The sequence below is a fragment of the Halorubrum sp. SD690R genome, from assembly GCF_005435035.1.
GTDB lineage: Archaea > Halobacteriota > Halobacteria > Halobacteriales > Haloferacaceae > Halorubrum > Halorubrum ezzemoulense.
This window is the reverse complement of sequence record NZ_SGTV01000034.1, coordinates 21198-27736: the sequence shown is the minus strand read 5'-3', so window position 1 is coordinate 27736 and position 6539 is coordinate 21198. Positions and strand designations below refer to the sequence as shown.

The window sequence follows — 6539 nt, the reverse complement described above, 5'->3', positions numbered from 1 at the left end:
TGGAGCAGGCCGCTCGGACCTACGGCTTCCTCCGGTCACTGAACCTTACTGGGGCACCGATCCACAGTCTCGTGGACTGTATCGCTGTCAATGTATTCCGCTAGTTCCGCCAGTCTACCGAAGAGCGTCCGACGTTAACGCTTGAGGAGTATCTCGAGTACGTGGCGGCGCTACGGGGGCTTGATTCCGAAACGGCGAGCGCGCGGATCGAAGCGTTGCTCGACCTCGTGAACCTCACCGACGTGCGTGATCGGCGCCTCGACACGTTCTCTGGTGGTATGCGGCAGCGGGCAGGGATTGCACAAGCGTTGCTTAACGACCCCGAGCTGTTGGTCGTCGACGAACCAACCGTCGGCCTCGATCCGGAGGAGCGCGTTCGCATGCGTAATGCGCTGGCTGACACCGCTGATGATCGCGTCGTGATTTTTTCGACACACGTCGTCGCGGACATTGAGGCGACAGCTGACACGGTTACCGTGTTAGAAGACGGGCAGTTACTCACCCACGCACCAACCGAGTCGCTGATCAAGTCCGTTGACGGCGATGTCTACGAATGCCGGGTCTCCCAGTCGACGCTAGAGCAACTCGGACAAGAGTTCCCCATCTGTAACACCGTCCAACGGGCAGACGGCGTCGATGTTCGGCTTGTCGCGGAGGATCCGCCGACCACCGACGCCGAGCAGGTCACCGCATCGCTCGAAGACGCATATCTCCAAACGGTTACGCATGCGAACTGACGTCCGCCGAGCCTATCATATTGCTCGGACTGACATTATCGCTCGTGTTCGGTCGCGAAAGCTACTCATCTTTTTTGCCGTTGTCATCTATGTCGGATACCTGATCAACTCGGGCTCGTTTGGCGTCTTCTATACGGTTTCCAACGGGCCGAACGTCAACGGCGCGCTGACCTCTCACCTCGTCGGGCTCAACGCTGGGATGGCCGGATCAGCGGTCATGCTTCTGGCCGGATTCTACGTGCTTCGCGGGTCGCTTGAACGCGATGACCGCCACGGGCACCTCCCGGTGGTAACCAGTTCACAGACCAGTAAACCGGTGTACCTACTCGGAAAACTACTGAGCAACACCGCCGTCGGCGTTCTCACCGCAGCGGTACTCGCAGGCGCAGCGGTCGTCAACCACTCGATCTACGGGGTCCGTGCCACCGACCCAATTGCCATCAGCTGGCCAGTCTTTGTGATGGTCGTTCCACTTACCGTGTTTGTTGGCGCGGTCGCGATGCTGTTTGGCACGATCAATCTGCTCGCTGGAACCCTCGGTCGGATAGCGTACTTTTTCGGGGCCATCTTCTTGCTCTCCGCACAGTCGGCGCGTCCGGAAACGGCAGTCCCGGCCGCTGTCCCGACGACTGTGAAAGCGCTCGATATTGTCGGGCTCACCCTCGCGTACGATCTCACCTTCGAATCAATACAGGCCGCTGTGCCGGGATTCGAGAGTAGCTTCGCGAACTTCGGAACAGGTGGATCCAACGCGCAAACGTTCCGGTACGAGGGAGGCCCGTGGCCGGCGTGGTTCTTCGCTCAGCGATTGGGTACTGTCGCCGTCGGACTGGCCGTAACGCTTGTCGCGGCACTGCCGTTTAATTGGTTTCGGACGACCGGCGGGGTAGTGGAGAAGGTACGTCGGCGCCTCCCGCTCGACGAGACTCCCCCTGAGACTGCGACACAGACAGCGTCCAATCCACAAACTCCAACAGACACGGCTGATCCGGCTGTGTCCCCTTCGCCTGTTGGTGATGATGTCACGATTCCTCCGGTTACCCGTCGTGGTGCCGGCGGGTTTCGGCGCGTCCTCACGATGGAACTTCGTCGTCTCCTGCGTGGACAACCGCGTTGGTGGTATCTCGGTGCGGGGCTGTTGGCGGTCGTGCCAGCTGGAATCGCCCTCACTGGTGGTGGCACTGAGGGAGCTGCCCGGGGGCTGCTCTCGTTGGTCGCGGTCTGGCCACTCTTCGTTTGGTCACAGATCGGCTCACAGACCGCTCGTCATGGGATTCGCCCTCAAGTTCTCACGTCCGACTACCCGGTTGGCCAGCTTGTCGGCGAGTGGATTGCCGGCTGTTTAATCACCATCGTCGTCGGGGCCGGTGCGTTTGCGATCGCTGTGGCCACAGGAGGCCCCACCGCACTCATCGGAGTGACGGGTCTCGTCATCTTCCCGCCGTCGCTCGCACTCGCTGCTGGGTTATGGACTGGATCGCCTCGGCTGTTCGAAGCGTTGTATCTCGGACTTTGGTACATCGGTCCGCTCAACGGTGGATTCGTTGCTGACTTTGCCGGCGTCACCGCTCGGGGCACGTCGTTGGGAGTCCCGATTGTCTTCGCCGCCGTCGGTGTTGGTCTTGTTGTTGTCGCCGCACAGACACGACGGGTGTACACGAATCTGGGCTAGCTTCCTTCAAAAATTCGACGCAAGTTATCCTGGGCCCTCCTCTGATTACGAATGTTCTATTCTCTCTCACGCAACATCAACAGCGCCCACAATCCCCAGGTCGTTGGCACAGAGAGCGCAAGCCCATTCAACGGCGAATACACCACTGTTCCAATAGCGAACGTCGCCACCAACCAAACCAGCAGTGCCAGCTCTTTCGATTGTATCCCCCCCAGCATCCGGATAGGTACTGATGCGGTTGATTCAAAATTGTACTGTCGCGTTTCAGTGCCGGAAACGCAGGTCTGTAGTCCACTATCCTTCATCACCGAAACCGACCTTAACATCCTCCCTGACCTGAAAGGCGAGGTTTTCGCCCCGAATTTTCTGTCATGGAGAAACTGTCGTCGCCGGCGCTGGGTGTCCGGCATCGCTACAGTTGACATCCTCCTCCGCGTAAACGCGGACGAATCCCCCGGCTTCAGCCGTGGGAGGATGTCAAGCGCGTCGTGAACCGCCTCGGGGTCAAGCCCCGAGGCTTCCCGTTTCAACGACGCGACTTACAGGAACCGACGAAGACTGTCCTCCATCGGTTTCCACAGCGGTCGCAGTCTCCACGGGCGTCGATTCGGCCTGTCCCAGACCTAACTCTTGAAGGCCGCGAAAAAGAACGTTGTACGACGCATTCGCGTCTCTATCCGCCTCGAACCCGCAACTCGGACAACTGTGTTCCCGCACCCACAACGGTTTGTCCGTCTCGACACCACATTCAGCGCACTCTTTGGTCGTCCCCGCAGGATCTACTTGGACGACGTGCGTACCGTACAGGTCGCCCTTGTACTCCAGCATCTCGATGAATCCGCGCCACGCGGCATCCTGCTTATTCCGAGCGTTCTCACGCTGTTGAAGCATTCCCGAGACGTTCAAGTCTTCCACGAACACGGCGTCATACGTCGTGACGAGCCACGTCGTGAGCTTGTGCTGGAAGTCTTCAACCCTCCGCTTGATTCTGCGCTTAATCTTGGCAACCCCACGGCGCTGTTTCTCCCAGTTGTTGCTCCCGTGTTCTTTCCGGGAGAGATTGCGCTGCTCCCGACGCAGGCGTTCGTACTCGTCGGAGAGGTCAAGCCAGTCCACGCTGTTGCCGTCAGACGTGTAGATGTAGTTCTGGATGCCGAGGTCGAGGCCAACGCAGTCCTCAACATCCACGTCGTCTACAGCGGGTTTCTCGGGGAGCGTGGTGTCTTCGACTTCGAGGCCGAACGTGACGTACCAGTCACCCGTCGTCTCTTTCTTCAGCGTCACCTCTTTGATGTCTGCGTTGTCGGGGATGGAACGGTGATATCGAATGGGGATGTCACCGATTTTGGAGAGCCAGATTGTGGCAGTCCGGCCACTCGTGTTTTTGAGTTCGAAGCCAGACTGCGAATACGTCATACTCTGGTACTCGCTTGGGGACTTCCAGTTGAGCCACCCGACCTTGTGCCCGTTCTGCTTCTTCTCGGAGAGGTTCGAGAGGTTGTCGTAGAAGCGTTCGACGGTCTTCTGTAACGTCTTCGAGTGGACTTTGGAGAACACAGGCCACCCGTCTTTCCATTCGGTGAGGCGTTTCTGGTGTTGGTACGCCGAACCGATGTTGTCCTCGTCGGTGTCGAGGACACTGTATTCGTAGCGGGTGTGGTTGTATGCTTGGCGGTGGATGTCGATGTGGCGTTCCACTTCCGCAGTCACACCTGTTCGGTCAGGGTAGGCGCGGAAGCGGTAGTCATACCACATCGCCGTACCTCGATTATCGCTGTGTTGCTAGTTAATGGCTTGTGTCACGGAGTGTCGGCTTCATCCACGGGGTCAAGCCCCGTGGCATTCGCCTCGACAGCCTGTAAACTTTCAAGTCCACGGCGAACACAGTTCTAATAGCTTCTTCCTATGTCTCATACACAAGACCAACCCAGCACGTGGCTCCTTGATATGGATGGAGTGCTGATACATGAGGAGGTTGCTCTCCCGGGGGCGAAAGAGTTCATCGGCCGGCTTCAAGAGCAGGACAAGGAGTTTCTCGTGCTCACGAACAACTCAATTTACACGCGTCGCGATCTGTCTGCCCGTCTTGCGGATGTGGGTATTGATGTTCCAGAGGAGCGGATTTGGACCTCGGCCGTGGCCACGGCACAGTTTTTGTCAAATCAAGTCCCAGATGCGTCCGCCTACGTTATCGGTGAGGCTGGACTGAAGACAGCGCTCCATAAGGTGGGCTACACGCTGACCGATACTGACCCAGATTTCGTCGTTCTCGGGGAGAGCCGCACGTATTCGTTCCAGAATATCACACAGGCCGTCCAACTGATTGATCAGGGCGCGCGGTTTGTCGCAACGAACCCGGACGCTACCGGACCCTCACCTGAGGGCCCACTCCCGGCTACCGGCTCCGTTGCTGCGCTCCTTACGGAAGCCACTGGGCAAGAGCCGTACTTCGTTGGCAAACCCAATCCAGTGATGATCCGGAGTGGCCTCAATCGGATCGGCGCGCACTCCGAATCGACGGCGATGGTAGGGGATCGCATGGACACCGATGTCGTGGCCGGCATCGAGGCTGGCCTGACTACGTACCTCGTACTCACTGGGTCGACTAGTCGTGACGAACTCACAGAGTTCGCGTACCGCCCGGACGATGTCGTCGAATCAGTTGCTGAATTGGTTGAGACTATATAATCTCCTGTATTGACCACAACCGGGCCAGAATATCTCACCTGCTGAGAATTTCAGCAGAGCCAAAAGGTATATTTTCGAAGCATTGCCGGACATCGCCTGTAGCGTCTTGTTTCGAAACTCGCACTAATTTGCGGTTTGCTGCTTTCGCTTCCACGAGACACACCAACGGATCATCGACATTCTTGACGAGAAGCGTTGTTGTTTCGCGGCGTGAAACACTGCTGATGGGTTGATGTTTCGAGGGCTATATGGTTCACGTAGCCGCCGGTCGGAGGCGGCCGACAACAAGTATCCGACTGTTGAGCTCGTCCCATCGCCGTGGCACAGTTGGTGGGATCTCTCATCACCTCCCCCTCCCCCGCTTTGGCGTTCACTGGCCGCCACTCACCCTGTGTATCGGCCCTCCACCGCCAGCGGCCCTGTCGTATTGTGTGCTTAGACTCAAGGAGATCCCTGCTCCACGATCATTTATGCCTTCCAAGCAGCGCCTGCCGAGCAGTCTTTTGCCCACGACTGAGCGACAACGAACCGCTTTGCTTCACGGTCTTCTCTGGATCGTTACAGTCTCAGCCGTTTCATTCCTTCTAGGAGACGCGCCAGTGGAGGCTATCTCTTACGGTGCCTTCTCCGGCATACTATACGGTATCGTAGTATACGTCTGGCAGCCATACTGACCACCCCAACGTACGGTCGCGTTAAGTTTGGCGTGAATTGTGGTAGACGGCGAGGGCTTCGAGCCAATTTTGAGCTGTCTCTAACGCGACATTGCTGAAACTATTCGCAAACGATAATGTTCGTCGTTCTATTTCCCAAAAGACACGTTCGATGGCATTCCGATTTCCATGTCGAATGACTTGAAATCGATAGCCGTCGTCAGCGAGAACAGATCCGAGATAGTCTGCGTCATCGACGAGAAATTCCACGTTATCGAGCTGGTAACGCCGGTGGAGCTCGGTGAGAAACCATCGCGTCGTCTGTTTATTTGCGGTCGGATAGAGACTCACGTGAAGGATCTCGTTCGTCTGTGGATCAACCGCGCCGTACAGCCAGAACTTCTGGCCGTGGAGGCGGATCATCTTTTCGTCAACCGCGAGTTGATCCTCTGAGACGGTCGAGATCGGCTGTAGATCGGCTTTATGAACCCAGTTATGGATCGCGACGTGGCTCCGAACGATCCCAAACCTTTCGAGATGCTTACTTACCTCACGAAGTGACATACCGGCCAAGTGACAGCGGATCCCTACTTCAATCGCCCATCGCGGCGTTCGATCTCGCTCCACAAACGACAAGTCAATCCACGCGATACGTTCGCTGAGGCGCTCGGTTTCGGCCATAGACACTCTGAAGTCGAGCGCCTCATCCTCTAACTTAACGCGACCCAACGTACGGGCCAAACTGTTAAATTGCCACTGCGCGAAGAAGAGAACCTCTCGTCGGCTGAA

Annotated in this window: 4 protein-coding genes and 2 pseudogenes; 4 read left to right on the top strand and 2 right to left on the bottom strand. The window is 57.4% G+C overall.

Going from position 1 to position 6539, the window contains the following annotated elements:
- The 3 genes and pseudogenes from EXE41_RS15805 to EXE41_RS15795 form a co-directional block, all read left to right on the top strand.
- Positions 1 to 104 (top strand): annotated as a pseudogene (locus tag EXE41_RS15805) (IS1595 family transposase); the annotation flags it as partial.
- Between the two features lie 6 nt (positions 105 to 110).
- Positions 111 to 737, top strand: a pseudogene (locus EXE41_RS15800) (ATP-binding cassette domain-containing protein); the annotation flags it as partial.
- Complete coding sequence (locus EXE41_RS15795) at positions 727 to 2409, top strand: hypothetical protein (protein ID WP_137691498.1); 1683 nt, start codon at positions 727 to 729, stop codon at positions 2407 to 2409. The pseudogene EXE41_RS15800 and the gene EXE41_RS15795, both read left to right, overlap by 11 nt.
- Before the next feature lie 504 nt (positions 2410 to 2913).
- Here EXE41_RS15795 and EXE41_RS15785 read toward each other — a convergent pair.
- The gene (locus EXE41_RS15785) at positions 2914 to 4164 is read right to left on the bottom strand and encodes an RNA-guided endonuclease TnpB family protein (RefSeq protein ID WP_137691496.1); all 1251 of its coding nucleotides are present in this window, start codon (positions 4162 to 4164) and stop codon (positions 2914 to 2916) included.
- A 192-nt stretch (positions 4165 to 4356) separates the two neighbouring features.
- Between EXE41_RS15785 and EXE41_RS15775 the strand changes: the two genes are divergently transcribed.
- The gene (locus EXE41_RS15775) at positions 4357 to 5097 is read left to right on the top strand and encodes an HAD-IIA family hydrolase (RefSeq protein ID WP_241987264.1); all 741 of its coding nucleotides are present in this window, start codon (positions 4357 to 4359) and stop codon (positions 5095 to 5097) included.
- 695 nt (positions 5098 to 5792) lie between these two features.
- Here the strand turns inward: EXE41_RS15775 and EXE41_RS15770 are convergent.
- Positions 5793 to 6431, bottom strand: a complete 639-nt coding sequence (locus EXE41_RS15770) for an IS6 family transposase (RefSeq protein ID WP_137691495.1) — start codon at positions 6429 to 6431, stop codon at positions 5793 to 5795.
- Positions 6432 to 6539: the final 108 nt, after the last annotated feature.

Excerpts from the sequence above, each read along its gene's own strand:
- EXE41_RS15795 (WP_137691498.1), top strand. The coding sequence starts at position 727 with ATGCGAACTGACGTCCGCCGAGCCTATCATATTGCTCGGACTGACATT.
- EXE41_RS15785 (WP_137691496.1), bottom strand. The coding sequence starts at position 4,164 with ATGTGGTATGACTACCGCTTCCGCGCCTACCCTGACCGAACAGGTGTG.
- EXE41_RS15775 (WP_241987264.1), top strand. The coding sequence starts at position 4,357 with ATGGATGGAGTGCTGATACATGAGGAGGTTGCTCTCCCGGGGGCGAAA.
- EXE41_RS15770 (WP_137691495.1), bottom strand. The coding sequence starts at position 6,431 with ATGGCCGAAACCGAGCGCCTCAGCGAACGTATCGCGTGGATTGACTTG.